Here is a 25,662-nt window from a genome sequence, read left to right as displayed (position 1 = left end):
GACATGGCCAAGGCACTCGACGGTGTGCGCATCCTCGATTTCACGCATGTGCAATCGGGGCCGACCTGCACGCAATTGCTCGCATGGTTCGGCGCAGACGTGATCAAGGTGGAACGGGCAGGCGCGGGCGACATCACGCGCGAGCAGCTGCGCGATATTCCCGACGTGGATAGCCTGTACTTCACGATGCTCAATCACAACAAGCGCTCGGTCACGATCGACACCAAGCATCCGGAAGGCAAGCAGGTGCTCGAATCGCTGATCCAGAAATGCGACGTACTGGTCGAAAACTTCGCACCGGGCGCGCTCGACCGGATGGGCTTTACGTGGGAGCGGATTCAGGAATTGAATCCGCGCATGATCGTCGCATCGGTGAAGGGTTTCGGCCCGGGACCTTACGAGGACTGCAAAGTCTATGAGAACGTCGCGCAATGCGCGGGCGGCGCGGCGTCGACCACCGGCTTCGACGACGGCCCGCCGGTCGTGACCGGCGCGCAGATCGGCGACAGCGGCACGGGGCTGCATCTCGCGCTCGGCATCGTCACTGCGCTCTATCAACGCACGCATACCGGACGCGGCCAGCGCGTGCTGGCGGCCATGCAGGACGGCGTGCTCAATCTGTGCCGCGTCAAACTGCGAGACCAGCAGCGGCTCGACCGTACCGGCGTGATGAAGGAGTATCCGCAATATCCGAACGGCACCTTCGGCGAAGCGGTGCCGCGCGCGGGCAATGCGTCGGGCGGCGGCCAGCCGGGCTGGATTCTGAAATGCAAAGGGTGGGAGACCGACCCCAACGCCTATATCTACTTCATCACGCAGGCGCCCGTGTGGGCGAAGATCTGCAACGTGATCGGCAAGGAGGAATGGGCCACGGACCCCGACTACGCGACGGCGCCCGCGCGCCTGCCGCGCTTGAAGGAGATCTTCGCCGAAATCGAACGCTGGACGATGACGAAGACCAAGTTCGAGGCGATGCAGATCCTGAACGAATACGACATTCCGTGCGGCCCGATCCTGTCGATGAAGGAAATTGCCGAGGAGCCGTCGCTGCGCAAAACCGGCACGATCGTCGAAGTCGATCATCCGAAGCGCGGCAAGTATTTGACAGTGGGCAATCCCATCAAGCTGTCCGACAGCCCGACCGACGTCAAACGCTCGCCGCTGCTTGGCGAACATACCGATGAAGTGATGGCCGAGCTCGGCTATTCGGCCGAGCAGATCACGGCACTGCGCACGGCGGGCGCAATCTAGGAGCGAGGCATGCAGACGTGGATGCGGTTCATGTCGGGCGACGGCGGCATCGTGTTCGGCCGTGTCGAAGGCGCCTATCTGCACGAGTACGAAAGTCTCGCGCAGCCGGTGCCGACCGGCGCAGTGCTGTCGCTGCGCGCATTGACGCCGTTGGCGCCGTGCTCGCCCGGCAAGATCGTCGCGCTCTGGAATAACTATCACGCGCTCGCCGCGAAGCTCGACAAACCCGTGCCCACGCATCCGCTGTTTCTGCTGAAGCCGGCGGCGTCGGTGATCGGCGCGGGCGAGCCGATCCGCCGGCCGCGTCACTACGCGGGCAAGATCGTCTACGAAGGCGAACTCGGCATCGTGATCGGCCAGCGTTGCCGCGACGTGGATGCGCAGCAGGCGGAGGCGGCGATCTTCGGCTACACGCTCGTCAACGACGTCACCGCCGCCGATCTGCTTAACGAGAATCCGCATTTTCCTCAGTGGTGTCGCGCGAAGAGCTTCGATACCTTCTGTTGCCTGGGTCCGGCCATCGTCTCCGGTTTCGACTGGCGGGCGGCGCGCCTCCTGACCACGCTCGACGGCGCCGAGCGTCAGAACTATCCGCTCGCCGACATGGTCTTTTCGCCGGCCGAGCAGGTGAGTCTGATATCGCAGGATCTGACGCTCGAACCCGGCGACGTGATTGCGTGCGGCACCTCGGTGGGCGTGGGGTCGATCAAGGACGGTGCAACGGTCTCGATCACGATCGATGGGATAGGCACGCTGACCAATACCTTGAGCGCGGCGCAGCGCGACGAGCCACGGCGATCGGGCGATACCGCGACCGTCGGTTGACGAGGGCCGGGCCTCGCGGCTCTTGCTTTTCATCGCATCACGGAGGATCACGCATGCTGCAAGCTTGTGGGAGTGCCGTGTGGATGGACCTGTTGTTGCTGCTCGCCGTGGCTGTCACCGCTGCGTTGGTTGCGGTGCTGCTGGTGGCGTTGGCCGCGCTCTCGCGACGACAGTTCGGCCGACGGTCGGCGCATCGGTATTCATGCGTGCGCGAACGCGATCTGACACGCAGGCCCCGGATGCTTGCATTGCTTGGCAGCGGCATCGGTTTGGCGGTCGCGTCGATAGGCTTTACGCGCTACCTGTTGGCAGCGGCGCGCGAGAACACCGAACGCATCGAACTGTTTGCAGCCGTGTTGATCGGCGCGCTGCTCTTTGCGATCTCGGCGATTGCGTTCTGCAAGCTGCGCGGCGCATTGCAACTCAAGGCGGTCGCGCGGCCGGGACATCACGTCGTCAATCTGTTTGCGCTGTTTTTATGCGGATGGCTCGGTTACGGTTTCGTCACTGAACAGGCACAGCCATTCGGACTCGCCGCATTGCTCGCGACGGGCGCGCTGGCGTTGGCAATGGGCGTGCATCTGATGCTGAGCCGCGAGTACTCGGCCAATCCAGCTCACGCGGCGAATCGCGTCAGTTGCGCAGCGCGCATGTATGCCTTCGCCGCGCGTAGCGATGGCCTGGCGATCGGCAAGCCGGGCCTGCTCGCGAACATCGAGTGGCATGGCGGGGAAGAGCAGACGTGGGCGCTTCGCGATGTCACGCCGGCGGTGATGCGCGTGCGTGCCTCTGCAGATAGTCGAGATGGACGTGACGGTAGACGCGGAAACGGCCGCCAGCGCGACTGTGCACGCCAATGCGCGCACAAGCGGCCGGTTCATTTCACTACACGTCGCTCTGATCAATGATGCATGCGCCGCCAGGAGACCAGATTGCCAATAGCAAAGACGGCGGGACGATGATCCCGCCGCCCGAGTCTTTTTCAATGCTTCTATTCGCCCACGGTCGCGGCGAATTCGCTGTAGTACTGCGTCTTCCTATGCAGAATCAGTTGCGCGAGAAAGTCGGCATCGTACGCCCGATGCAGGTGGCTGTGATAGCGCTCGATATAAGCGGTGATTCGCGCCAACTCGCCATTGAACTCTTTCAGCATGTCGAACGTCGCACGGTCCCAGCGAAACCGCAGCCCAAGTTCGCTGAACGCGGCATTGTAGGCGCTCAGATGCGCATCGTCGGATTGGTCTTCGTGATCCGCCGCCGCTGTGCGAGCGTTGCGTGTACTGATACGGGATTCAACCGGAGCGTGGTTCATGATCGGCCTCCTCGGCTCGCAAGTGAAAGAACTCGCTTGCAGCATAGAAGTCGCGATCGATTTGCAATAGTTAAAGTTTTATTGGCTTTCCATAGCCTACGGCTTATGCACGCTCAGTTCCTTCACGCGGGTGATCTTTTCGATCAGATTGGCGCCTTCCTCCATCAGGAAGCGTTTGAAGGCGACGGCAACCGGCGGCAGACGCTTGTTCTTCCGATGCACGACATACCAATTGAGCATGACCGGAAAGGTTTCGACGTCGAGCACGACCAGATGACGCAGTTGCAATTCGAGGCTGATCGTATGGGCGGACAGAAACGCGATGCCCATGCCGGCGATGACCGCCTGCTTGATCGTCTCGGTACTCTTGATCTCCATCGCAATCTTCAGATTGGACAGCCGGCCGGCAAAACCTTCTTCCATCGAATTCCACGTGTCCGAGCCGCGTTCGCGCACGATGAACGCTTCGTTCGCGAGTTGACTGAAGCGGATATTGCGCTTGTGCGCAAGCGGATGAGTGGGCGCCGCGACGATCACGTACGGGTGCGGAGCGAACGGTTCATTGGTCGCGTCGGTTTCGTGCGGCGGACGCACCATGACCGCGAGGTCGGTCTGATTGGTCGCCAGTTGATGAAGCAGTTCTTCGCGGTTGTGTACCGCGAGATTGAGATCCACACCCGAATAGCGACGCGTGAATTCGGCGAGAAGGCGCGGAAAGAAATAGTCGCCCGCGCTAATCACCGCAACATTCAGTTTGCCGCCGGAGACGCCCTTCAACTGGCTCATCGCTTCGTCGACTTCATGGAACTGCTGCATGATCGCGCGGCTGTAGTGGAGCATTTCCGTGCCGGCCGGCGTCAGATAGATCTTCTTGCCGAGTTGCTCGAACAGAGGCAGCCCCGCATGTTCCTCGAGTTGCCGGACCTGGGTGGAAACGGCCGGCTGAGTCAGATGCAATTCTTCCGCGGCGCGCGAAAAACTCAGGTGGCGCGCTACCGTTTCAAAGACCTTCAGTTGCCGCAGAGTTGCATTGCGCATCGTCATGGTCGATGTATAAGGAAACGTGAATCAACATAATAACAAACTTTAATTATGAGTAATTCAGCAATGACCCTAGCATGAAACCTATAAGAAGCCGAATAGCCGCTGTAATACGCGGGTTAACGCATAGAGATGTGGTGTGGCGGACTCAATAGCGGGGAATAACCCGTAATGCTTACCGGCTGAAGCGTGGTTCTGGTCGGAATAAAGCAAGAATTTTATAGAAGACGAGTTCGGGGATCTGCGGAAACGCAAAAGCGTCGATTGAGATTTATCCCGAATAGCGAAAGTTCTCGGGCCATAACGATAAGGCGGGACACATCCAGCGCGGCGCGTAAGCCGGCTGCACTAAATAAATAGTGGAGACAAGGCTCATGAACGATATCACCCAGCAATCGACGACCCGTATGTCCTGGCGTAACCGATGGTGGCAACTCGTCATCGGCATGGTATGCATGGCGCTGGTGGCGAATCTGCAATATGCGTGGACGTTATTCGTGGCTCCTATGCATGCGCGGCATCACTGGAGCGAGGCGTCGATCCAGCTCGCGTTCTCGATCTTCATTCTGACCGAGACGTGGCTCGTGCCGTTCGAGGGCTGGCTCGTCGATCGATTCGGGCCGCGCCCGGTGGTGGCAGCCGGCGCGGTATGCGCGGGTTTGTCGTGGATTCTCAATTCGCATGCGACCACGCTCGGCATGTTGTATTTCGCCGCGGTGATTGGCGGGATAGGCGCGGGCGGTGTGTATGGAACATGCGTCGGCAACGCGCTCAAATGGTTTCCCGACCGGCGCGGTCTCGCCGCGGGTTTGACGGCCGCGGGCTTTGGCGCAGGCGCGGCGCTGACGGTGATTCCGATTGCGAACATGATTACGCGCCGCGGCTATGAAGAGACGTTCCTGTTCTTCGGCATCGTGCAAGGCGTCAGCATTCTGCTGCTCGCGCTGCTCCTGACGCGGCCGATCCTGCGTCAGCCGGGGGTACGCAAGAGCCGCTTCGCGGTGTCGAAGGTCGATTTCACCTCGCGCCAGATGATCAGAACGCCAGTGTTCTGGGTGATCTACGCGTCGTTCGTCGCGGTCGCGGCGGGCGGCTTGATGGCGACCGCGCAAATCGGCCCGATCGCGAAAGACTGGGGCATAGCGCGCATTCCGATGACGGTCTTCGGCGCGACGTTGCCGCTGCTGACCCTCACGCTGTCGATCGACAATATCTTCAACGGCTTGACGCGTCCGCTGTGCGGCTTCATCTCCGACAAGATCGGCCGTGAAAACACGATGTTCGTGATCTTCATCGGCGAGGGGCTCGCGTTGCTCGGCATGATGCAGTTCGGCAGCAATCCGTATGCGTTCATGGTCTTTGCCGCGCTGATCTTCCTGTTCTGGGGCGAGATCTTCTCGATCTTCCCGGCGACTTGCGCCGATACGTTCGGCAGCAAGTACGCGGCCGCCAATGCCGGCACGTTGTACACCGCGAAGGGCACGGCCTCGTTGCTGGTGCCGATCGCGTCCGTACTCGCGGCGACGGGCGGCTGGAGCCTTGTCTTCGTCTTTGCCGCCGTCATCACGATCGCAGCCGGCATTTCGGCGAAGTTCATCCTCGAGCCGATGCGCGCGCGTTGGATCGAATCGCACAACGAACCTCAGGGCGCGCTGGCCGTCGCGGGTCATGGCAATGGCAATGGCAATGCGTCGCGAATGAGTCACTGGCCCGGACAGTCTGGCGAATAACGTGAGCGTCGCGCGCCCGGAACCGACGCCATGAATGTTTCGCTGCAGCAGCTCAAGGTATTCGTCGCGGTCGCGCGCGAGCGGAGTTTCACGCGCGCGGCGCGCGAGTTCGATCTGACGCAGTCGGCCGTGAGCCGTTGCGTGCGTGAACTGGAAGACGCGGTCGAATTGAAGCTGTTCGATCGCACGACACGCCAGGTCGAACTGACGAATGCGGGTGCGAGTCTCGAGAGAAGAATTGGCCGGCTGCTCGACGAAATCGAATTGACGCTGCTCGAAGAGCGCGCTGCTTTCGACGGACACACGGGCGTCGTCTTATTCGCGAGTAATCCGGTGTTGTCATCGGGCTGGGTGCCGCGGGCTTTGGCGCAGTGCGCGTCGGTTTTTCCCGAGCTGGTCGTGTCGGTCAAGGATCAGCCTCAAAGCAGCGTACTGGCCAGTGTCGAGCAGGGCGAGGTGGATTTCGGCGTGGTCTGTGTGACTGCACCTGTCGATAGTCCTCTACTGCACGCTCAGGTACTTTTCACTACGCCACTGCATGCAGTGTTTCCGTCCGCGCATCCGCTGGCGCGGCAAGACAGCATCGGATGGCACGCGTTGCGAGAATGTCCGCTGATAACGCTGAATGCCGATACTGGCGTGCGCGCCGCGCTTGCACCGGTACTCGCCGCGAACGGATCGAAGCGCCTGCCGTTGCAGGAACTCGGACACGTCGCGGCCGTAGCGCGCATGGTCGAATTGGGACTGGGTGTCGGCGTATTGCCTGTCGATGCGCATTGGCCTTCGCCGGGCGCTTCGTTGGTGAGTCGTCCGCTGGTCCCCGAAACGGCATTGACGACGGTACTCGTGCACCGCAGAAATCGCTCGCTGCGTCCCAATGCGGCTGTTGCGTGGGGGCAGTTTGTCGCGTCGACGACTGATCATTCGCCGATCGCGAACGAAGCGCCTGCCGCAGCCGCGACGCCAAGCTTCAACTGGCGGTCCGTGCGGCAAAGCCTGTTGCCGGAACCTTAGGCAGGGGCCGACCGAAAAGCTTGCGCGACGCGCGGCATTCGATCGATGCGCCGTCAGTCAACCACATAATGTCCTACTCAAGGAGCTTCATGATGGAAATCCAGACCGATCTCAGGCACCATGATCTGCTGATCGACGGCAAGCGCATGCCGCCAGGCACCGGGGAATATTCCGTCGACATCAACCCCGCGACCGAGGAGCCGATCGCACTGGTGGCGCAAGGCAGCGCCGCCGACGTCGATGCCGCGGTGCGCGCCGCGCGCGGCGCATTGAAAGTATGGAATTCGATTCGGGCCGCCGAACGCGGGCGCATCCTGCAACGTCTCGCGGGCCTGATGCGCGAGAACATGGAAGAACTCGCCGCGCTCGAAAGTCTCGACGGCGGCAAGCCGATTGCCGCGGTGATGCGTCAGGACGTGCCCGCCGCGATCGATACCGTCGAATACTACGCAGGCTGGTGCGACAAGATCAACGGCCAGGTGGTGCCGACGCGTCCCGATGCATTGACCTATACGTTGCGCGAACCTGTCGGCGTGGTCGCCGCAATCGTGCCGTGGAATTTTCCGCTGATGATCGGCATGTGGAAGATCGCGCCCGCGCTCGCATGCGGTTGCACGCTGATCGTCAAGCCCGCCGAGATCACGCCGCTCACCGCGTTGCGCATCGGCGAGCTGGCGCTCGAAGCGGGCGTGCCGCCGGGTGTGCTCAACATCGTCACCGGCAAAGGCAGCGTGGTGGGCGACGCGATGGTCTCGCATCCCGGTATCGACAAGGTCACGTTCACCGGTTCGCCTTCGGTGGGACGAGGCATCCTGCAGGGCGCGGCGGGCAACTTCAAACGCGTGACGCTGGAACTCGGCGGCAAGTCGGCCAACGTGATTTTTGCCGACGCGAATCTCGACAATGCGGTGCGAGCCGCGGCGTCGGGCGTGTTCTTCAATACGGGGCAAGTGTGCTCCGCCGGGTCGCGGATACTCGCGCATCGCGACGTGTATGACGAAGTGGTCGAGCGTCTGGCCACGCGCGCGAAGTCGATCAAGGTCGGCGATCCCGCGCTGCGCGAAACGTCGATGGGACCGCTGATTTCGGCCGCGCAGATGAAGACCGTATTGAGCTATGTCGACACGGGACGCTCGGAAGGCGCATCGCTCGTGACGGGTGGCGCGCGCGTCGGCAATCGCGGCTTTTTCGTCGAGCCAACCGTGTTCGCGAATGTCGAGCACGAAATGCGCATTTCGCAGGAAGAAATCTTCGGGCCCGTGGCGAGCGTGATCCGTTTCAACGACGAAGCGGACGCGATCCGAATCGCCAATGGCACTTCGTACAGTCTCGCGGCAGGCGTGTGGAGCGCTGACTTGAGCCGCGTGCATCGCGTGGCGCGCGACCTGAGGGCGGGCACGGTGTGGATCAACACCTACGGCTATACGGACGTGCGTTTGCCGTGGGGCGGTGCTGGCGATTCGGGCTTCGGTCGCGAGCATGGCGATGTCGCGATCGAGAACTTCACGGAGCCGAAGGCGGTGTGGGTGGCGATAGATCAATAACGTCCAATGTGAAAAAAGGATCGGATGCATCGCATCCGATCCTTCAGGTCGTGTTGCAAGACGAAAAGGAATTGACGAGTACTCGGTCAATTGCCCTGTAAAGCCATCTTCTCGCGCAATTTGATCAGTGCGAGCACGACGTCGATAGTGGGTGTCGGTTCGGCAACGAGTCGCCCCATTTCCTGCACGACGGTCAATAAAGGATCGATTTCCATCGGCCTGCGGTGCTCGAGATCGACGAGCGTTGATGTCTTGTGCGCACCGACCGCACCCGCGCCATCAATACGCCTTTCCACATCGACGCGAAAGTGCACACCGAACTGATCCGCGATTCGCTTCGCTTCGAGCATCATCGTGCGTGAAACCGCGCGCGTGCCCGGGTCACTCGTGAGCACATCGAGCGTTGCATGCGTCAATGCGCTAATCGGGTTGAAGCACAGATTACCCCATAGCTTGAGCCAGATCTCGTCGCGAATGTTGTCGCGAATCGGCGCTTCGAAGCCGGCCGCCTGCATGATCTCGTGCAATTGCTGAATGCGCGGGGTGCGCTCGCCACTGGGTTCGCCGATGGGAAACTTCTTGCCGTACACGTGCTTGATCACCCCCGGTTCGACGATCTCCGCCGCCGGATAGAGTACGCAGCCAATCGCGCGCTCGGGTCCGAGCTTGGTCCATTGCGAACCGTCGGGGTCGACGCTCGTCAGCCGAGTGCCGGCAAAGCGCCCGCCGTGCTGATAGAAGTACCAATATGGAATGCCGTTGACGCCGGTAACGATCGCCGTGTGCTTGCCGAGTAGCGGTTGCATGGAATCGACCACGCCAGGCAGCGAATGCGCCTTCAGCGTCACGATGACGAAGTCCTGGACGCCGAGTTCGCGTGGATCGGACGTGCAGCGCACCGGCGCGCTGAACGTTTCGCCGTCCATGATGAGGCGCGCGCCGTGTTCACGCATCGCGGCCAGATGCGGGCCGCGCGCAATGAAGCTGACGTCCGCGCCGGCGCGTGCCAATTGCACGCCCATTAAACCGCCAATCGCTCCCGCTCCGAAGATGCAGATCTTCATGATGTCGCTCCGTGACGATGAAAAAGCCGTTCGCCCAATGCCGCATTGCAGTAATCCGCGGCCCGGTCACGGTTCGAGCATAAGGTGGCGCGACGAATGCTGATAGTTAAAGTTTCTCCGTCGATGTATTAGTTATTCGTTATGACAAGACCGCGACGTGAATGCTGCTTCGACTGTCGGAGAGCCTAGGGCCTGTTCACGCTAATAACGGGCTTGCGAACGTGCCTTTCCGCGCGCGTGAACAGGCCCTAGATACCTCAGCCGCGCCGAACCAGCAGAAAACTCACGCCGATTGCCGCGAGAAATCCGCCGCAGCAGCGATTGAACCAGCGGCGGATCTGCGCGCGCATCAGCCATTTGCCGAGATACATGCCGGCCCACGAATACAATGCAATCGCCACCCATTCGAGTACCAGAAAGCTCGCGCCGAGCGCGGCGAATTGCGGCAGTATCGGCTGCGCGACGTCGACGAATTGCGGCAGGAACGCGGTAAAGACCAGAATCGCCTTCGGATTGCCCGCCGCCACGAAAAACTCGTGTCGTGCGATGCGCGAGAGCGCGGCCTCCTGGGGTTGCGACGTATCGATTGCGGGTGCGTCGCTGCGCCACAACTGGATCGCGAGCCAGATCAGATAAGTGGCGCCCGCGAGTTTGATCGCCAGAAAGATCCACTCGGACGCATGCAGCACGACCGCGAGACCGGTCGCGGCGAGTGCGAGCATCATCGCGAAGGCGAGCAGCCGGCCGCTGCCGCCGACGAACGCTTTCATGAAGCCATGACGGGCGGCCACATTGATCGAAAGCAGGTTATTGGGCCCGGGTGCGAGGTTGATGGCAAAGCAGGCGGGTAAAAAGAATAGCCAGGCGGTAAGGGACATGACGGCTTGCATTCCGAACGGGAGATCACGATGCACTGCGCGGAGAATCGCGCGCGATGCGTTGCCGGGATTGTAGCGAAACCGCGCCGCGCCTCGGCCAGCCGCGTGCTCAGTTCACCGCCTTGATAAAGCCTGGATCGCCAATCAATGTATCGACGCTGAGGTTGACCGTGTCTTCGATCGCGATCGTGTTGCTGGTGAATTTTGGCGACTTCTGCTTCACGGTGCGCGTGGTCGTGTACATGACTTTTTGGGTCGCCGCATCGATAACCACGTAATGCATCTTCAGCGTCCACAGCGCTGGCGAGCGCCTATCGTCCACCGTGAAGGTTTCGATGCTGCCGCTGAGCACGCGTTTGTCGTCGTCGATACGAAAACCGGCCACTCGCAGACTATTCGCGACGCCATTGCGCACCACGAGGCTGACGTCGTCCTTCAGCACGAGCCCGGTCATCCCGGTATTTTCGATGCGGTTCGGCGAGATATGACCGTCGCGCGCGGGCAGATACGCGAAGTCGCGTGCAGGGGCGACGCTGAGCGAGCCAGTGCCGTGGGTCTTCGCGTGCGTCGCGCTGGCGCTGCTGTTCAGGCCGAACCATGACCATGAGCACGCGGACAGCAGCGTGGGCAGCAGTATGGCGCCGCAGCCCTTGAGCACGACGGATCTCAACGGCGAACGCGCAGCAGCCATGCGGGAGAAAGCGGCGGTCGAAGTCAGAGGAGTTGCCCTTTTCAGTGGAGTCATCCCGGTGAAGAACAGCATGGTATCAGCGAACTGGACCGTCGAAGTTTCAAACGGATGTTTTCGGAATTGCCCGCGCCAGGCCCGGACCTGAGCCGTTCAAAAAAAGCCTGCCTTTCCTTGCGTGATATCGATCAGCGTCGCCTTGGCGTCGTCGAGTGCGTTGGCGGGCACGCGCATCGTCATCTTCACCAGCATGCCGTAGGCGCTGTCCACGAGCGCATAGCCTTCGGCGTCCATCCATCGACGGACTTTGGCTTCGTCGGCATAACTCACTTCGACGCCCAGCAACACCTGGGCAATCCTCTCGACGCGCGGCGCGTCGAGCAGCGCGGACGCTATCGCATCGGTGTACGCGCGCACCAGACCGCCCGCGCCGAGCTTCACTCCGCCGTAATAGCGCACGACGGCCGCAAGCACGCCATCCAGATCGTGATGCCGCAGCACTTCGAGAATCGGCCGACCGGCGGTGCCGGACGGTTCGCCGTCGTCGGACATGCCGGACTGGCCGCCCGCGAGCAGCGCCCAGCACACATGCGTCGCGGCAGGATGTTCGTCGCGCAGACGCTGCAATTCGGCCATCGCGGCATCGCGATCGGCGACCGGAATCGCATGCGCGATGAAGCGGCTCTTGCGAATCTCGAGTTCCGCGCTTAGTGGCGCGGGCAGGGTATAGGTGGGCAAGGCGGAAACGTCGGTGGATGAAAAGAAGCACGAGGTAGGCGGGGCGATGTCCGTCATGGTAACGGATCGTCGGTGCCAGCGAGGCGCAAGGGCCGCTTCGCGGGTTCGTCTACAATGGTCCGCTGAACGCGCGCCCATCAATTCGACCCCGCGCGTCGCTAGGAGTCGACATGCTTGACCTATCCACGTTGGGGACGTTCGTTGCCGTCGTGCTCGGGCTCTTTCTGATTCCAGGCCCGGCCGTGCTGCTAGTTTTGACACGCACCATGCACGGCGGACGTAAAGCCGGCATTCTGACCGGTCTCGGTATCGCAGCTGGCGATTTCGTGCATACGCTGGGCGCCGCGGTTGGCCTCTCCGCGCTGCTGATGACGTCCGCGCTGGCCTTCAATGCGGTGAAATTCGTCGGTGCCGCGTATCTCGTCTATCTGGGCATTCGTGCATTGCGCGAAAAGCAGGCGAGTGCGCACCTGCCGGTCGTCGCGCCGGTGTCGGGTTCGAAGGCGTTCTTGCAGGCGATTCCTGCCGAAGTGCTGAACCCGAAGACCGCGCTGTTTTTCCTTGCGTTTCTGCCGCAATTCGTGCGCCCCGAACATGGCTCGACGTTTCTGCAGTTCGCGACACTCGGGCTTATTTTCGTTGCCATGAGCGCGCTTTATACGACGCTGATCGTCCTGACGATGCGGCCGCTGGGCAAACTCGTGAAGCGTTTGACGTGGTTGACGCGTTGGCAGAACAAGCTCATCGGTGTGCTGTTCATTTCGCTCGGCCTGCGTGTGGCAGTGCAAACACGCTGAGTCCCGAAGCGCGAGTTCAGGACGACGCCAGCAGGATCAGCGACCCAACCACGCGCCTGTTAAGCATTGCAAGACCACGATGCCATGGCACGCGCGATTCAGGAGACAGCGATGAATGAAGACGCAACTTCGACGGCGCGCGCAATCGAGTTCTGGTTCGACTTCGGCAGCAACTACAGCTATCTGAGCATGATGCGGATCGAAGCGTTGGCGGCCGCGCGCAACGTGACCATCGTCTGGCGGCCGTTTCTGCTCGGTCCGGTATTTCGCCAGCTCGGTTTCGACAACTCGCCCTTCGTACTGCAGAAAGAAAAAGGCGCGTACGTGTGGAAAGACATGGAGCGTCAATGCCGCAAATACGGCATTGCGCTCACGCGCCCCAGCACGTTTCCGCGCGCGGCGCTTCTCGCGATGCGTGTCGCGCTGCTGGGTGCGAATGAGCCGTGGATCGGTGCCTGGTGCCGCAAGATCATGCAGTTGAATTTCGTCGACGACCGCGACATCGGTTCAATCGATGTCGTCGGTCACGCGCTCGACTCGCTTGGCTTACCGGCGCAGAGCGTGATCGACGCCGCGCAAAGCGACGCGAACAAGCTCCGCTTGCGCGAGCAGACCGAACGGGCCATCAGCAAGGGGATTTTCGGTGCGCCGACGTTTTTTGTCGGCGGGGAGATGTTCTGGGGCAATGACAGGCTGGAGGACGCGTTGGACCACTGCGACGCGATCGCGGCGCGTCATTGAACGTCAGCGGGAGCGCTTAGTCAGCCTGCTGACAGAAGCGCCGACCCGGCACGTGAGAGACCACGGCCTGGGCGATTTCGAGCGGAGTACTTTCGGCGGGAACGACGCGACGGCTCGATTCGGGCGCGTGCTTCATCGTCCATTCGACGAGTCGGTATGAACGGCCCCAGGGCGGTTGCAGCGGATCGGAGACCTTGCAGGAATGAATCTGGCGAGTCCATTCATGGCCGGGCATCGCACGCAGGTGTTCGACTACCATCTCTTCAACCATGATTTACCTCCTTCTTCTTGCGCGTAACCGTTTTCGGTCGCGCTTCTGGCACCCCTCAAGAAAAAGTGCCGCCGATGTTCTGGCGGCTCAACAGGGGATGAACTACATACTTGCAGGGAACAATTAAGCGAAACTTAAGAACCGCAATCATTACGCAAGCGGATCTCACTGCGTGTAAGCGAGGGTAAGTGAATGCAAGCGAGAGCTGACAACAGTGGGCATGAACGCTCGCAGGCCGGCCGACAGGTCGCGAGCCTGCCCTCAAGACCCCGGCGGATCGGCCGTTATCAGTAGGGTTGGGGCGTCGACCCCGCTTCGCCTTCAGGGCCGCCTTGCTGATACCGTGACGAATCTCGCCCAAACGCCGCTTTCCGAGCGCCTTCGCGCGCTCGTCGACACCGTGCAGCACAACGAGCGCACGTTGCGCCGCTTCCAGAACGTCGAGTTGCGGTTGATCGGCGCGCAGGATTTCGCATCGTTTCTCGATACGTTGTTCAGCCATCTGCCGCGGGAGTTCTCGCTCGCGAACGTGATGCTGTGGCTCGACGAGCGCGCGCCAATGCTGCTCGAACTGCTCGAGCCGGGCAACCTGCGCGCGCTCGATAATGCGCAGCTGAAGACGTCGCGCGAGGGCGGTCTCGTCGCGCAATCCTTGTGCGAAGACGATCGGCCGTGGCTCGGCCGCCCTGGCGAACTCGACGACGACACGCGCCACGCGTTCTTCGGTGCCGCGCCAGCTCACCTGCCGGCCAGCGCGATCCTGCTGCCGCTCGTCGCGGGCACGCGCGTCAGCGGCTACCTATGCCTCGGCAGCGACGACCCCGCGCGCTTCGGCGCCGGCATGGCCACCGACATTCTCGAGCGCTTCGCGAGCGTCGTCACCGCGAGTCTCGACAACGTCGCGCATCGCGAGCGGCTCAAGCAGCTCGGCATGACCGACTCGCTGACCGGCCTCGCGAATCGCCGCTATTTCGACGAACGGCTGCGCGAGGAGTTGATGCGCGCGGCCCGTTATCGCGCGCCGGTCGCATGTCTTTTCATCGATATCGACCGTTTCAAGCGCATCAACGATAGCCACGGCCATCAGACCGGCGACCGCGCGCTCGCGGCGGTGGCCGCCTGCGTGCGACAGCAGGTGCGGCTTGGCGACACCGTCGCGCGCTATGGCGGCGAGGAGTTCGCCGCGCTGCTGCAAGGCGATCGCAGCGACGCGTTGACCGTCGCGGAACGCGTGCGGCGTGCGGTCGAGAATCTCGACGTGCGCGACGAGCACGGCGAGCTCATTGCATTGACCGTGTCGATCGGCGTGGCCGGGCGCGTGGTCGCCGGCAGCCCGGCCGAGGCGATGTCGCTCGGTCAGGCGATGATGGATGAGGCCGATCGCGCGATGTATCAGGCCAAGCGCAACGGCCGCAATCGTATCGAGGCGCAGGTCGATGCGCTCGATGGGCAGGGCTGAACGACTGTAACTAACACTAACTACGCGTCACACTCCTGCCGCATCCGGCGGCACCCCGAGCAGCTGCAACGCGCCGCCCATCACGCCGCTGAACACCGGTCCAGCGACCGTGCCGCCATAGAACGCCTTGCCAGCCGGATCGTCGATCATCACGGCGACGATCAGGCGCGGATCGCTCATCGGCGCCATGCCGACGAACAGCGCGCGGTAGCGGTTCTTCGCGTAGCCCGCGCCGATCTGCTTGCGCGCGGTGCCGGTCTTGCCGCCGACGCGATAACCCGCCACGGTCGCGGCGCGTCCGGTGCCGCCGTTGCCCGTGGCCATTTCGAGCATGTTGCGGATCGCGCGCGCGGTGCCGGGCGTCGTGACCGATTCGCCGCGGTCGGCGAACGACGCGGGACCGTCCGCGTCGAGCGGCTCGCGCAGCAGGCTCACGCGCCTCAGCGCGCCGTCGCCCGCATAGGCGGTGTAGACCTGCGCGATTTGCAGCAGCGATACCGACAGCCCGTAGCCATACGCCATCGTGGCCTGTTCGATCGGGCGCCAGCGTTGATACGGCCGCAGCTTGCCGGCGGCTACGCCAGGGAAGGGCAGCTCGGGCTTCAGACCGAGCCCGTATTGCCGATACTTGGTCCAGATCGTCTCGGCCGGCAGATTCAGCGCGAGCTTTGCCAGCGCGATATTGCTCGACTTCTGCACCGCCTCGGCGACCGTCATCGCGCCGTGATTCGACGTGTCGTGAATTACGGCCGGGCCGATCCGATACCAGCCGGGCGCGGTATCGATGATGCTCTGCGGCCGCACCTTGCCTTCGTCGATCGACAGTGCGACGACCACCGGCTTGATCGTCGAACCCGGTTCGAACGTGTCGATCACCGCGCGGTTGCGCAGCTGCCGGCCGGACAGGTGCGTGCGGTCGTTCGGATCGAAGCTCGGGTAGTTGGCGAGCGCGAGGATCTCGCCGTTGCGCGCATCGAGCACGACCACGCTGCCCGCTTCGGCGCGGTGCTGCGCGATCGCCGCTTTGAGTTGTGTGTATGCGAGTTGCTGGATGCGCCGGTCGATCGTCAGCTGGATCGTGGCGCCGTTGCGCGCGGGCACGAGCGGCCGCGTCTCCGAGATCACGCGGCCGAGCCGGTCGCGGATCACCTCGCGGTGGCCGGGCGCGCCTTGCAACTGTGCGTTGGCGGCGAGTTCAACGCCTTCCTGGCCGTTGTCCTCGATGTCGGTGAAGCCGACCACGTGCGCGGCCGACTCGCCCTCGGGATAAAAGCGTTTGGTGTCTGCGATCTGCGTGATCCCGGCGAGCCCGAGGCGCGACAGATGCCCGGCAGTGTCGGCATCGACCTGGCGCTTGAGCAGCACGAAGCTGCGCTCGCCGTTCAGACGCCGACGCAGTTCCGCGAGCGGCAGATCGAGCAGCTTTGCCAGCGGCGCGAACGCGCTTTCGTCGACGAGCTTCGGCGTGGCCCAGATTTCGTAGGTCGCGAGACTGACCGCGAGCATCGAACCATTGCGATCGACGATCCGGCCGCGCGTCGCGTCGAGTTCGAGCAGGCGCTGATAGCGCTTCTGCCCCTGGTCGACGTAGAAGTGCTGATTCACGACCTGCACCCAGAACGCGCGGAGCGCGAGCGTCGCGAACGCGCCGAACACGAGCAGCACGACGAACTTCGAGCGCCACGCGGGTAGTCGCGCATCGAGCAGCGGGTTCTTCGCGGCTAAGGCATAGGGATCGGACGATGGCGGTTTTTTCTGGCGGATCATGGCGGCGGGCAGCGGACGTGACGTACCTTCGATTGAACGAGGCCGCCAAAGCCACGAGGCCTGGCGGCAAGGACTGTCGCCGGGCCGATTGTAAATAAAACGTAATTTAAATGCGAGGAGTGTGAAAGGAGGCGCGTTCGAGCTGGAGCAAAGGCGAGCCGAGCCGAAGCTTGATAACGAAAAGCCGCGCGGACTTGCAAAATCCGCGCGGCTGATTCGTTCGATTGATGCGTCGACTCCGACGCGGCGTGTTGAATAGGCGCTCCCTGCCTGTGGGGCGCCTTCTTTTTTCGCGCCCGTTGCGGGCGCGGCAGGGCAAGCTCAGGCCGGCAACGCGAAACTCGCAATCGCGTCGCGCAACACGCCGACCTGGTCCTTCAGCGAATGCGCGGCGGCCGCGGCCTGTTCGACCAGTGCCGCATTCTGCTGCGTGACCTGATCCATCTCGCCGACCGCGCGGTTGACCTGTTCGATGCCCGCGCTCTGCTCGCGCGACGCGTGGCTGATTTCTTCGAGGATCTCGTTGACCCGCCGCACCGACTGCACGATCTCGCCCATCGTCGCGCCCGCGTTGGCGACCAGTGACGCGCCGGTCTCGACGGTATCGGTCGAGGTCTCGATCAGCGCCTTGATCTCCTTGGCGGCCGTCGCCGAGCGCTGCGCGAGGCTGCGCACTTCGGCCGCGACCACCGCGAAGCCACGACCCTGTTCGCCGGCGCGAGCCGCCTCGACGGCGGCATTCAGCGCGAGGATATTGGTTTGGAACGCGATGCCGTCGATCACGCCGATGATGTCGCCGATCTGCCGCGAGCTCGCGGTGATCTCGCCCATCGTGCGCACCACGTCGTCGACCACGCGGCTGCCGCGCGTCGCGACGTTCGCTGCGTCGCTCGCGAGTTGCGCGGCCTGGGTCGCGCTGTCCGCGTTCTGCTTCACGTTCACCGTCATCTGATCCATGCTCGACGCGGTTTGCACGAGCGCCGCCGCCTGCTCCTCGGTACGCTGCGACAGGTCGGTGTTGCCCGCTGCGATTTCGGTCGCGCCGACGTTGATGTTCTCGGTGCCCTGGCGCACTCGCGAGACCGTGTCGACGAGTCCCGCCTGCATCGTGCGCAGGGCATGCAGCAGGCTGCCGCTGTCGTGCGGCTCGATCGGCACCGGCGTCGCGAGGTTGCCTTGCGCCATCAACCGCGCGTGCTCGACGGCCACTTCGAGTTCGCCGCCGAGCGAGCGGCGGATGCTGCGCAGCACGATCAGCATCACGACCGTAGAGAGCGTACCGAGCGTGACGGTGATCGCCAGCCAGCGCAGCAGGTTGCGGTAGAACGCGCTTTGCACGTCGTCCATGTACATGCCGGTCACGAGGTACCAGTCCCACGGCGCGAAGTGCATCGAGTAGCTGGTCTTCGCGACGGGATGCTCGCTGCCGGGCTTCGCCCACAAATAATCGACGAAGCCGCCGCCGTCGTGATTGCCCGAGTTGACGATATCGACGAACAGATGATTGCCGGCCGGATCGGTGAACTGCGCGAGGTTCTTGCCGATCAGTTCGGGCTTGATCGGATGCATCAGCATGACCGGCTGCGAGTCGTTGATCGACAAGTAGCCGTCCTTGCCGTAGCGCATCGCGCCGAGCGTCGCGAGCGCCTGCTTTTTCGCCTCGTCCTCGGACAGCGCATGCTGCTGGGAGAGCGAGTAGTAGTGGCCGACGACGTGGTTTGCCTCTTCGATCAACGAGCGCAATTGCTCGCGTCGGTCCGAGATCATCGATGCGCGGTTCTGCCACGCGCCGAACGCGCCGATCAGGATCAGGCCGACCCACAGAACGGCGATCATGGACGCCAGTTTTCGGTTCAGAGTCATAGCGATGGGAATAGGCGTTTTGGCCAGTAGGGTCCGTTGAATTGCGGTGGGATGCCGCTCGCTGTGTTTACGGCGCGAAATGGCGTTGATCGAGGCAGGGAAAACCCGCTGTTTTGACATCGCTATTCATCTGATTAATAGGCGGATTTATCGAGCGTTTTAAGCGGATTTCAGGCGCGCGATTCGAAAAAGACTTGTGTGCATGATTAACGGATCTGAATTAACTGGCGATTTTCAGTAAATCGCAGCGATTGAAAAATGCGCGAGAAAATCGACATGAAAAATGCCGGTTCTGGTCTGCGTAAAACCTGCTTAGCCCAATCCAGAAAGGCTCGCACCAACATCCCACAAAACGCCAATCAAATCCAAAAATCCCGTTAAATGGTCACGGATGCAAAAAACAACACATTTTTCCACTTGAGCGCAACCCCGAAAGATCGCTGAGACCTTCAAAGACTCGTCATAAAAAATTCCGCTATAGTCGCCCTTTTCCGATTGCCAGCCTGGCATAGAAGAACGCCAATAAGCCCGCCACCAGGAGTCCCGAAGAATGAATGCACGCGAACCCGCTTTCGTTTCCCAGTCCCGCAGCGCGCGCCTGCGCCAGATGCTCGTCAGCAGCGAACTCGAATTCATGATGGAGGCGCATAACGGCCTGTCCGCGCGCATCGTTCGCGAAGCTGGGTTCAAGGCGATCTGGGGCTCGGGCCTCGCGATCTCTGCGCAGTTCGGCGTGCGCGACAACAACGAGGCGAGCTGGACGCAGGTGGTCGATACGCTCGAATTCATGGCCGACGCGAGCGATCTGCCGATCCTGCTCGACGGCGACACCGGCTACGGCAACTTCAACAACGTGCGCCGCCTCGTGCGCAAGCTCGAACAGCGCGGCATCGCCGGCGTGTGCATCGAGGACAAGCAGTTTCCGAAGACCAACAGCTTCATCAACGGCGAGGCGCAGCCGCTTGCCGATATCGACGAATTCTGCGGCAAGATCAAGGCCGGCAAGGACTCGCAGAACGACGAGCATTTCTCGATCGTCGCGCGCGTCGAGGCGCTGATCGCGGGCTGGGGCATGGACGAGGCGCTGCGCCGCGCGCAAGCGTACGCCCAAGCTGGTGCCGATGCGATCCTGATTCACAGCAAGCTGTCGCGCCCCGACGAGATTCTCGAATTCGCGCGCGAATGGGCCGGGCGCGCGCCGCTCGTGATCGTGCCGACCAAGTACTACAGCACGCCGACCGAGGTGTTCCGCGAAGCGGGCATCAGCACCGTGATCTGGGCGAACCATTTGATCCGCGCGGCGACCTCGGCGATGCAGGCCGTCGTTAAGGAAATCCATTCGAGCGAGACGCTCGTCAACGTCGAGGACAGCATCGCGGCCGTCAACGAAATCTTCCGTTTGCAGGACGCCGACGAATATTCGGAAGCCGAAGACCGCTATCTGTCGAGCGGCCGCGCGGCCGGCTCGGCCGTCGTGCTCGCCGCGAGCCGCGGCAAAGGCCTTGAAGCGGTGACCGGGGACCGTCCGAAGGTGATGCTGCCGATCGCCGGCAAACCGCTGCTGCGCTGGCTCGTCGACGCGTTCAAGAAGCAGGGCGTCAACGACATCACCGTGGTCGGCGGCTATCGCGCCGACGCGATCGACACCGCGGGCATCCGCCTCGTGGTCAACCAGCGGCACGCGCAGACCGGCGAGCTTGCCTCGCTCGCGTGCGCACTCGACCACCTGACCGGCGACACGGTCATTTCGTACGGCGACCTGCTGTTTCGCAGCTACATCCTGCGCGATCTGGTGGAAAGCGAGGCCGCGTTCAGCGTGGTCGTCGATTCGTCGCTGACCGATGCGGAGAACGCGAGCGTGCGCGATTTCGCGTGGTGCTCGGCCGCCGACGACCGCGGTCTGTTCGGCCATAAGATCGTGCTGCGGCATGTCGCGAGCGGGCGGGAGCAGTCGTCGGCGGCGGGCATCGTCCCAGTGCCGCATGGCCGCTGGGTGGGTCTGCTGAACGTGCGCGGCGCGGGTCGCGAGCGCCTGCGGGCGGTCATGCACGAGTTGCGGACGCGCGACGATTTCGCGTCGCTCGACATGCCCGCGCTGCTGAACGCGTTGATCGAAGCGGGCGAGTCGATCGAGGTGCAATACGTGCACGGCCACTGGCGCGGCGTCAACGATCTCGACGATTTCCGCCGCGCGGGCGACTTCGCGCACGCGCAGGCGCCGTTCGCGACGGCCGTCGGCGGCGGGGCGACGACGAGCGATGCACACGGAGGCGCGCGATGATCGAAGCAGCACAGTTCGTCGAGGCGGCGCGCGAGCGCGGTTTCGACTGGTACGCGGGCGTGCCGTGTTCCTATCTGACGCCGTTCATCAACTACGTGCTGCAGGACGAATCGCTGCACTACGTGTCGGCGGCCAACGAGGGCGACGCGGTCGCGCTGATCGCCGGCGTTACGCTCGGCGCGAAAAACGGCCGGCGCGGCATCACGATGATGCAGAACTCCGGGCTCGGCAACGCGGTCAGCCCGCTGACGTCGCTGACGTGGACCTTCCGCTTGCCGCAACTGCTGATCGTCACGTGGCGCGGCCAGCCCGGCGTTGCCGACGAGCCGCAGCACGCGCTGATGGGCCCGATCACGCCGGCGATGCTCGACATGATGGAAATTCCGTGGGAGACGTTCCCGACCGAGGCCGACGCGATCGGTCCGGCGCTTGATCGCTCGATCGCGCACATGGACGCAACCGGCCGTCCGTACGCGCTCGTGATGCAGAAGGGCAGCGTTGCGCCATATGAACTGAGGGACGGCGGCGCGCCCAGGCGGCGCACGCCGGTCGAGCCTCGCGCGCGGTTTCGCGACAGCGCCGCGAACCAACTCGCGACGCGCCACGACGCGCTGCAAAAGGTGATCGCGCATACGCCGCTCGACTCGACGGTGGTGCTCGCGTCGACCGGCTTTTGCGGCCGCGAACTCTATGCGATCGACGATCGCGCGAACCAGCTATACATGGTCGGCTCGATGGGCTGCGTGACGCCGTTCGCGCTCGGCCTCGCGCTCGCGCGCCCCGATCTGCGCGTGGTCGCGCTCGACGGCGACGGCGCCGCACTGATGCGCATGGGCGTGTTCGCGACGCTCGGCGCGTACGGCCCGTCGAACCTCGCGCACGTGCTGCTCGATAACGGCGCGCACGACTCGACCGGCGGTCAGGCGACGGTATCGTCGCAGGTGTCGTTCGCGGGCGTGGCGGCCGCGTGCGGTTACGCGTCGGCGCTCGAGAGCGACGATCCTGCGATCATAGACGAGCTGTTCGCGGCGCCGCCGCTCGACGGGCCGCGCTTCGCGCGCCTGACGATCCGCCGCGGCACGCCCGGCGGCCTGCCGCGCCCGACCATTACGCCGCCCGATGTGAAGACGCGCCTGATGCGCCACATCGGCGCGATCTGAACCCAACGCCAACAGGAGCGCCCATGCTGCTGCTCAACCCCGGCCCGGTGACGCTCACCGAACGTGTCCGCAACAGCCTGTTGCAGACGGATCTCTGCCATCGCGAGAGCGAGTTTTTCGATCTCCAGGAAGAGGCGCGCACGCGTCTCGTCGACGTGTACGGGCTCGACCCGAACGAATGGCAGGCAGTGCTGATGACCGGTTCCGGCACGGCCGCCGTCGAAAGCATGACGGCCGCGCTGGTGCCGCGCAACGGCAAACTGCTGGTCGTCGAAAACGGTGTGTACGGCGAGCGTATCGCGCAAATCGCCGCGCAATACGGCATCGCGCACGAAGCGCTGAAGCACGACTGGATGGACGCACCCGATCTGGCGAAGATCGCCGACCGTCTCGACGCCGACAAGTCGTTCACGCACGTCGCGGTGATTCATCATGAAACGACCACGGGCCGTCTGAACGACATCGCGGCGCTCGGCGCCTTGTGTCGCGAGCGCGGCCTGCGTCTGCTGGTGGACGGTGTCAGCAGCTTCGGCGCCGAAACGATCGATTTCGCGGACGCGAGCCTCGACGCGCTCGCCGCGACCGCCAACAAGTGCCTGCATGGCGTGCCGGGCGCGTCGTTCGTGCTGGTGCGGCGCGCGGCGCTCGCGCGCGCGGCGAGCCGCACGTACTACCTCGATCTCGCGCGGCTCGCGCGTTTGCAGGATCAGCGCAACACGCCGTTTACGCCGTCGGTGCACGCGTATTACGCGCTGGTCGAGGCGCTGCGTGAGCTCGCCGACGAAGGCGGCTGGCGCGCGCGTCACGCGCGCTATGCGGCGCTTGCCGAGCAGGTACGCGCGGGGCTGGCGGCGCGCGGCATCGACAGTGTGTTGCCGGCCGGGCAGTCGTCGGTGGTGTTGCGCGCGTACCGCTTGCCCAACGGTATCGCGTATCCGCAACTGCACGACGCGCTGAAGGCGCGCGGCTTCGTGATCTATGCGGGGCAGGGCGGGCTGTCGGCGGAGCTGTTCCGCATCTCGACGATGGGCAACATTCACGCGGCCGATATCGACCGCCTGCTGCAGGGCTTCAGCGACTTGACGTGCTGACGCTGCGCCGAGCGGCGCGCCGCGACCGCGCCGCTCGCGGCTCCCCTTACACCGGATCCTTGTCCGGCGGCCCGTCAGGCCGCTGCGGCTCCTCGACATGATGCCCCGGCGACGGCGGCACGAGCGGGTCGGCTTCCGGGTCGCGGTTCGGATCGGCGTTCGGGTCGGGAATCGGGCTGGTGTGCATTTCGTAGCTCATTGCGTCACCCTGCGGTTGAAATGCGCGGGTCCGGCGTAAGCGGCTTGATACCGCCGATGTATGCCGCCACATCGTCTATCTGTCTTCAAGCGTAGGCGCTCGCCGCGCTTCCTGCTCGCTCCTTTTTGCTATTTCTTGGCGCGTTTGCGGCCGGCGCTGAGCTGCCAGTAGCGCTCGATCGCGAACACGTCGTCGTAATTGCCGGCGCCGAACGCTCGCAACTGGCTCGCGTACGCGTTGACCGCTTCGCGTTTCAGATGCGCGCGGCGCTGTACGTCGATCGTGTGGCCCGCGCTCGGCGTTGCCGGCGTCGCGACGATGCCGCGCTGCGCGAGATCGGCGAGCCGCGCCTGCACCGCGCCCGGCGTGAGCCGGTGAATCGCTTCCTCGTAACCGAACCAGTCCAGATGCGTGAGCCGCGGCAGGATCTCGCAGCACGCTTCGAATACCCGCGCGTGATCGTCGTGATGCAGGCCAAGCGGCATCAGCAGCGTGTTCGCGGTCGTGCGGTAAATCGTTTCCTCCAGCGCCGCGGCCATCTGGCTGATCGACGGCGAGTCGGCGTACTGGCTGTCGCGAAACGGCATGCGCAGCGGGATCGCGTCGAGCACTTCGAGCGCGCGGTTGTCTTCGATCGTGCGTTCTCGGACCGCTTCATGGGCGTTCGCGAAGCCCGCTTTTTCGTCCCACTCCGTGTGCATGTCGTGTTCGGGCGGAGCGGCGAACACGGTGCAGACGGCGGCGTCGGGATGGGCGGCGAGCAAGGCGCCGCAACTGAAGACGGCGTCGTCGAAATGGGGCGAGACGATGAAAAGGCGTGGGGTGGTTTCGCTCATGGGCTTACGTATGGGGATTCGAGGCGGGACGGATGAGGCATCGAGGCTGCCGGTCGTCAAGGCGCCGCATGCGCAAAAAACGTGGCGTCACCTCAGCTTAGGCGCAATTGGCGCGGCTTGCGCGCGAAACTTGCGGCGCGCAAAGCGCGTGCCTGGAAGGCCGCGGATCGAACTCCCGATCCGTCCATCCAGTGACGGCCGTGACTTTCCGGCTCGTCGCGCGCCGCCGTCAGGGGCCCTTGAAGCGCACGTTTTTGGTGTGAGTCGCCATCTCGACGGCTCAAGTACAACCAGAAGGTTGAGATCGAAACGCGTCAGATCCAGGGGCTTCATGCCGTATCAATGTTCCTTTCCTTGTCCGGCAAGATTATCGATTTCGACCGGCTGCGGGCAGCCAGTCTCGGCGAGGCTGATGTTGGCGGCTAGAGCGTGCGCAAATCGTCCGGCGTGTCCACGTCGCGCAGAATGCCGGGATCGTCGACGTCGATGCGCGTCAGCGCGTGTGACGTGAGCAGCGCTTTCGCGCCGGTGTCGCCGTCCAGCGCGAGTAGCGCGTCGCGATGCTCGCTGCCGAAGCCGACCGGATGGCCGCGCTGGCCGTCGTAAAACGGCGCGACGAGCGGCGCGCCGTTGTCGAGCGCGCGGGCTACCGCTTCGATCGTCGGAACCGCAATGCGCGGCATATCGGCGAGCGCGACGATCCAGCCCTCGGCGTCACCGCTCGCCTCGATACCGGCGGCGAGGCTCGCGCCCATGCCGCGCTCGGCGCTCGCCGCAAACACGACATCACAGCCGGCATCGTTCAGCGCGCGGGCGAGCGCGTCGGAGCCCGGCCGCACGACAGCGAGCACCCGCGTCACGACCCGCAGCAGCCGATGCGCGGCTTCATGCGCAACCGGCGTGCCGTCGGGCATACGTGCGAGCAGTTTGTCGTGCAGCCCGTGCGGATCGAAGCGCGAGCCGAAACCGGCGGCGAGCAACACACCAGTGGCGAGCGAGGCGTAGGCCATCGGCGGATACCGGTAGACAGGAATGCCCCAGATTGTGCGATGCAACGGGGCGCGAAGCAAGCGACAAGGCACGCCCGATGCAAGCCGCCCGCCGCTTTCGCT

At 63.6% G+C, this 25,662-nt stretch carries 24 protein-coding genes; 12 read left to right on the top strand and 12 right to left on the bottom strand.

Annotated features, from left to right (window positions below):
- Positions 1 to 3: 3 nt before the first annotated feature.
- The 3 genes from frc to HDG39_RS28165 are packed head-to-tail and all read left to right on the top strand — an operon-like array spanning position 4 to position 2,984.
- Entirely contained in the window at positions 4 to 1,251 is a 1,248-nt protein-coding gene (frc, locus tag HDG39_RS28175) for a formyl-CoA transferase (protein WP_018424724.1), read from the top strand.
- A 9-nt stretch (positions 1,252 to 1,260) separates the two neighbouring features.
- Positions 1,261 to 2,076: a fumarylacetoacetate hydrolase family protein gene (locus HDG39_RS28170; protein WP_184010614.1), complete on the top strand. Its 816-nt coding sequence runs from the start codon at positions 1,261 to 1,263 to the stop codon at positions 2,074 to 2,076.
- A 53-nt stretch (positions 2,077 to 2,129) separates the two neighbouring features.
- Positions 2,130 to 2,984, top strand: a complete 855-nt coding sequence (locus tag HDG39_RS28165) for an NAD(P)(+) transhydrogenase (Re/Si-specific) subunit beta (RefSeq protein ID WP_260328308.1) — start codon at positions 2,130 to 2,132, stop codon at positions 2,982 to 2,984.
- A gap of 83 nt (positions 2,985 to 3,067) precedes the next feature.
- On the opposite strand, the gene HDG39_RS28160 is transcribed toward HDG39_RS28165, so the two are convergent.
- Positions 3,068 to 3,388: an HAD family hydrolase gene (locus HDG39_RS28160; protein WP_184010612.1), complete on the bottom strand. Its 321-nt coding sequence runs from the start codon at positions 3,386 to 3,388 to the stop codon at positions 3,068 to 3,070.
- A gap of 96 nt (positions 3,389 to 3,484) precedes the next feature.
- The gene (locus tag HDG39_RS28155) at positions 3,485 to 4,432 is read right to left on the bottom strand and encodes a LysR family transcriptional regulator (protein ID WP_184010610.1); all 948 of its coding nucleotides are present in this window, start codon (positions 4,430 to 4,432) and stop codon (positions 3,485 to 3,487) included.
- Positions 4,433 to 4,803: 371 nt separating this feature from the next.
- Here HDG39_RS28155 and oxlT point away from each other — a divergent pair, with 371 nt between their 5' ends.
- The 3 genes from oxlT (at position 4,804) to HDG39_RS28140 (ending at position 8,717) form a co-directional block, all read left to right on the top strand.
- Positions 4,804 to 6,159 carry an oxalate/formate MFS antiporter gene (gene oxlT, locus HDG39_RS28150; protein WP_184010608.1) on the top strand — a complete coding sequence of 452 codons (1,356 nt, stop codon included), beginning with the start codon at positions 4,804 to 4,806 and terminating at the stop codon, positions 6,157 to 6,159.
- Between the two features lie 30 nt (positions 6,160 to 6,189).
- Complete coding sequence (locus HDG39_RS28145) at positions 6,190 to 7,173, top strand: LysR family transcriptional regulator (protein WP_184010606.1); 984 nt, start codon at positions 6,190 to 6,192, stop codon at positions 7,171 to 7,173.
- A gap of 92 nt (positions 7,174 to 7,265) precedes the next feature.
- Positions 7,266 to 8,717: an aldehyde dehydrogenase family protein gene (locus HDG39_RS28140; RefSeq protein ID WP_184010666.1), complete on the top strand. Its 1,452-nt coding sequence runs from the start codon at positions 7,266 to 7,268 to the stop codon at positions 8,715 to 8,717.
- An 86-nt stretch (positions 8,718 to 8,803) separates the two neighbouring features.
- Here the strand turns inward: HDG39_RS28140 and HDG39_RS28135 are convergent, their stop codons facing one another.
- From HDG39_RS28135 to HDG39_RS28120, 4 genes are all read right to left on the bottom strand, one after another.
- Positions 8,804 to 9,781 carry a 2-dehydropantoate 2-reductase gene (locus tag HDG39_RS28135; RefSeq protein ID WP_018424732.1) on the bottom strand — a complete coding sequence of 326 codons (978 nt, stop codon included), beginning with the start codon at positions 9,779 to 9,781 and terminating at the stop codon, positions 8,804 to 8,806.
- A gap of 257 nt (positions 9,782 to 10,038) precedes the next feature.
- Positions 10,039 to 10,659 (bottom strand): LysE family translocator, encoded by a 621-nt coding sequence (locus tag HDG39_RS28130; RefSeq protein WP_184010604.1) that lies wholly within the window; start codon positions 10,657 to 10,659, stop codon positions 10,039 to 10,041.
- A gap of 109 nt (positions 10,660 to 10,768) precedes the next feature.
- Positions 10,769 to 11,350 carry a hypothetical protein gene (locus HDG39_RS28125; protein WP_184010602.1) on the bottom strand — a complete coding sequence of 194 codons (582 nt, stop codon included), beginning with the start codon at positions 11,348 to 11,350 and terminating at the stop codon, positions 10,769 to 10,771.
- 150 nt (positions 11,351 to 11,500) lie between these two features.
- Entirely contained in the window at positions 11,501 to 12,085 is a 585-nt protein-coding gene (locus HDG39_RS28120) for an IMPACT family protein (protein WP_187613627.1), read from the bottom strand.
- A gap of 170 nt (positions 12,086 to 12,255) precedes the next feature.
- Between HDG39_RS28120 and HDG39_RS28115 the strand changes: the two genes are divergently transcribed.
- Positions 12,256 to 12,882 (top strand): LysE family translocator, encoded by a 627-nt coding sequence (locus HDG39_RS28115; RefSeq protein WP_013091224.1) that lies wholly within the window; start codon positions 12,256 to 12,258, stop codon positions 12,880 to 12,882.
- A 111-nt stretch (positions 12,883 to 12,993) separates the two neighbouring features.
- Complete coding sequence (locus tag HDG39_RS28110) at positions 12,994 to 13,623, top strand: 2-hydroxychromene-2-carboxylate isomerase (protein WP_184010598.1); 630 nt, start codon at positions 12,994 to 12,996, stop codon at positions 13,621 to 13,623.
- 16 nt (positions 13,624 to 13,639) lie between these two features.
- Here the strand turns inward: HDG39_RS28110 and HDG39_RS28105 are convergent, their stop codons facing one another.
- Positions 13,640 to 13,894: a DUF2866 domain-containing protein gene (locus HDG39_RS28105; protein ID WP_018424737.1), complete on the bottom strand. Its 255-nt coding sequence runs from the start codon at positions 13,892 to 13,894 to the stop codon at positions 13,640 to 13,642.
- A gap of 343 nt (positions 13,895 to 14,237) precedes the next feature.
- On the opposite strand from HDG39_RS28105, the gene HDG39_RS28100 reads away from it, so the two are divergent.
- Positions 14,238 to 15,353, top strand: coding sequence for a GGDEF domain-containing protein (locus HDG39_RS28100; RefSeq protein ID WP_184010596.1), 1,116 nt, complete (start codon positions 14,238 to 14,240; stop codon positions 15,351 to 15,353).
- A 27-nt stretch (positions 15,354 to 15,380) separates the two neighbouring features.
- Here HDG39_RS28100 and HDG39_RS28095 read toward each other — a convergent pair whose 3' ends face one another.
- Both HDG39_RS28095 and HDG39_RS28090 read right to left on the bottom strand, forming a co-directional pair.
- Positions 15,381 to 17,120 carry a peptidoglycan D,D-transpeptidase FtsI family protein gene (locus HDG39_RS28095; protein ID WP_184010595.1) on the bottom strand — a complete coding sequence of 580 codons (1,740 nt, stop codon included), beginning with the start codon at positions 17,118 to 17,120 and terminating at the stop codon, positions 15,381 to 15,383.
- 321 nt (positions 17,121 to 17,441) lie between these two features.
- Entirely contained in the window at positions 17,442 to 18,983 is a 1,542-nt protein-coding gene (locus HDG39_RS28090; protein WP_184010593.1) for a methyl-accepting chemotaxis protein, read from the bottom strand.
- A gap of 550 nt (positions 18,984 to 19,533) precedes the next feature.
- Between HDG39_RS28090 and aepX the strand changes: the two genes are divergently transcribed.
- From aepX to HDG39_RS28075, 3 genes are read left to right on the top strand one after another with little or no spacing between them, the layout of a single operon-like run.
- On the top strand, positions 19,534 to 21,264 hold the full coding sequence (gene aepX / locus HDG39_RS28085) for a phosphoenolpyruvate mutase (protein WP_184010591.1): 1,731 nt from the start codon (positions 19,534 to 19,536) through the stop codon (positions 21,262 to 21,264).
- The gene (gene aepY, locus HDG39_RS28080) at positions 21,261 to 22,424 is read left to right on the top strand and encodes a phosphonopyruvate decarboxylase (protein ID WP_184010589.1); all 1,164 of its coding nucleotides are present in this window, start codon (positions 21,261 to 21,263) and stop codon (positions 22,422 to 22,424) included. The genes aepX and aepY overlap by 4 nt, the downstream gene beginning before the upstream one ends.
- A 23-nt stretch (positions 22,425 to 22,447) precedes the next feature.
- The gene (locus HDG39_RS28075) at positions 22,448 to 23,515 is read left to right on the top strand and encodes a 2-aminoethylphosphonate aminotransferase (RefSeq protein ID WP_184010587.1); all 1,068 of its coding nucleotides are present in this window, start codon (positions 22,448 to 22,450) and stop codon (positions 23,513 to 23,515) included.
- 46 nt (positions 23,516 to 23,561) lie between these two features.
- Here the strand turns inward: HDG39_RS28075 and HDG39_RS28070 are convergent, their stop codons facing one another.
- The 3 genes from HDG39_RS28070 to HDG39_RS28060 all read right to left on the bottom strand — a co-directional run bounded on the left by HDG39_RS28070 (position 23,562) and on the right by HDG39_RS28060 (position 25,560).
- Complete coding sequence (locus HDG39_RS28070) at positions 23,562 to 23,714, bottom strand: hypothetical protein (RefSeq protein ID WP_018424744.1); 153 nt, start codon at positions 23,712 to 23,714, stop codon at positions 23,562 to 23,564.
- Between the two features lie 128 nt (positions 23,715 to 23,842).
- Positions 23,843 to 24,550, bottom strand: coding sequence for a PIG-L deacetylase family protein (locus HDG39_RS28065; protein WP_184010585.1), 708 nt, complete (start codon positions 24,548 to 24,550; stop codon positions 23,843 to 23,845).
- 422 nt (positions 24,551 to 24,972) lie between these two features.
- Positions 24,973 to 25,560, bottom strand: a complete 588-nt coding sequence (locus tag HDG39_RS28060) for a nucleotidyltransferase family protein (RefSeq protein WP_184010583.1) — start codon at positions 25,558 to 25,560, stop codon at positions 24,973 to 24,975.
- Positions 25,561 to 25,662 lie beyond the last annotated feature (102 nt).

The sequence above is a fragment of the Paraburkholderia lebeckiae genome (assembly GCF_014201005.1).
Taxonomy (GTDB): domain Bacteria; phylum Pseudomonadota; class Gammaproteobacteria; order Burkholderiales; family Burkholderiaceae; genus Paraburkholderia; species Paraburkholderia tuberum.
The sequence above is the reverse complement of the archived record's forward strand: the minus strand, read 5'-3'. Positions and strand labels throughout refer to the sequence as shown.